The following is a 1,782-nucleotide window of genomic DNA, read 5'->3' on the forward strand; positions in this document are numbered from 1 at the left end:
CGCTCGACATAGACGGCGCGCGACAGCTTGGCCGTAGCCTCCAGCGCCCGCCTGATCTTGGGCAGGTTGCGGCCGACCTTCATTATGACGGCGGCATCGGTGTCGGCCAGCCGGCGGGTCAGCTCGAACTCGCTCATCGTGCCCGGCAGCACGGTGAGCACGTCGTCGCCCTGGACGATCGGAATACCGGTCTGCGACCAGCAGCCGGACATGGCGGTGACGCCGGGGATGACTTCGGTCGGAAAACGATGGGCGAGGCGCACATGCAGATGCATGTAAGAGCCGTAGAACAGCGGGTCGCCCTCCGACAGCACCGCAACCATTCTGCCGGCTTCGAGGTGCTCGGCGACCTTTTCGGCCGACTCCTCGTAGAAAGCCGTGATCTGCGAGCGGTAGTCGTCGTGGTCCCTGGCGATTTCGGTTGTGACGGGATAGAGCAGCGGCAATTCCGTCATTTCGGGCCGGAACTGCGCTTCGACGATGGCGCGGGCGTTGCTGTTGTTGCCGCGCTTGGCGAAATAGGCCACGACATCGGCCTCGGCCAGGATGCGGGCGGCTTTTAGGGTCAGCAGTTCGGGGTCGCCAGGACCGGTGCCGACGCCAACGAGGCGGCCTTTGAGAAAGGCGTTCACAGGCCAGGCCTCGCCAATGAATTGAGCGCGGCGGCGGTCATGGCACTGCCGCCAAGCCGGCCACGCACGATGGCGTAGGGAACGCCGTAGGAATTCTCGGCCAGCGCATCCTTGGATTCGGCCGCACCGACGAAGCCGACCGGCATGCCGATGATGGCCGCCGGCTTCGGTGCGCCATCGCGCAGTTTTTCCAGGAGATAGAATAGCGCGGTCGGCGCATTGCCGATGGCAACCACAGAGCCGGCCATGCGCTCGCCCCAGAGGTCGATGGCGGCCGCCGAACGGGTGTTGCCGATTTGCCTGGCAATTTCGTGCGTACGCGGGTCGCGCAAGGTGCAGATCACCTCGTTGCCCGCCGGCAGCCTGGCGCGGGTGACGCCATGCGAGACCATTTCCGCGTCGCAGAAGATCGGCGCGCCGGCCGCCAAAGCGGTGCGGGCGGCGGCAACGAAATCCTTGGAGAACACAAAATGATTTGAAGCTTCGACCTGGCCGCAGGCATGGATCATGCGAATGGCGACATCGGCCTCAGCTTCGGAGAAGCGCGACAGATCGGCCTCGGCGCGGATGATGGCGAAGGAGCGCTCGTAGATCGCCGTGCCGTCATGGATGTAGTCGTAGGCGGCCATGCTCATTTCCGTTTTTCAGTTTGGGCCTGTCGGTAGGCCTCGGCGATACCGGCCGGCCCGAGCCTTGTCAGGCAAGCGGCGGCGGTTTCACCTTGATATCGTGTGCTGCGGATCATCGCCGCGACGCGGCCGATGCCGCGCGCGGCGTCATAGCCCGGCCTGTAGCCGGCAGGAAGGGCCTTTGCCGTCGCGTTCACGACAAGTCCGGCTCCATTTTCGCCGCCGACGATCGTCAGCGCTGCCGGACCGGGGTGGGCGCAGCCTTTGGCACAGCCGGAAATGTGAAGGGTGAAGTCGAGGATGTCGGCTGTTTCAGCGGCGATCGTCTCGGCGATGTCGCGTGTGGCGATGCGGCCGGAGGCGCAGGCCGGCATGCCCGGGCAAGCGGCAATGCGCGTGCGCGGGTCGGCGGGGGCGGTGACGAAGCCGAGGATGGCGGCGGTGTGTTGGAGCGGGGGGGTGGCGGCGGGTGGTTTCCCGGGGGAGAGCAAGGCACGACCGGGGGGGGGGCGGGTTTTGGT

Annotated in this window: 2 protein-coding genes and 1 pseudogene; all 3 read right to left on the bottom strand. The window is 66.3% G+C overall.

What is annotated here, in order from left to right; genetic code table 11:
* Nucleotides 1-632 (bottom strand): precorrin-2 C(20)-methyltransferase (locus tag EOA22_RS32290; protein ID WP_127390542.1); only part of this gene is annotated, 632 nt, incomplete at its 3' end.
* Complete coding sequence (locus tag EOA22_RS32295; protein ID WP_063168243.1) at nucleotides 629-1,261, bottom strand: precorrin-8X methylmutase; 633 nt, start codon at nucleotides 1,259-1,261, stop codon at nucleotides 629-631. The genes EOA22_RS32290 and EOA22_RS32295, both read right to left, overlap by 4 nt.
* Nucleotides 1,262-1,263: 2 nt before the next feature.
* Nucleotides 1,264-1,782 (bottom strand): annotated as a pseudogene (locus EOA22_RS32300) (precorrin-3B synthase); the annotation flags it as partial.

The sequence above is a fragment of the Mesorhizobium sp. M7A.F.Ca.US.014.04.1.1 genome (assembly GCF_003998745.1).
In the GTDB taxonomy this organism is placed as follows: Bacteria; Pseudomonadota; Alphaproteobacteria; order Rhizobiales; family Rhizobiaceae; genus Mesorhizobium; species Mesorhizobium ciceri.

Excerpts from the sequence above, each read along its gene's own strand:
- EOA22_RS32295 (WP_063168243.1), bottom strand. The coding sequence starts at position 1,261 with ATGGCCGCCTACGACTACATCCATGACGGCACGGCGATCTACGAGCGC.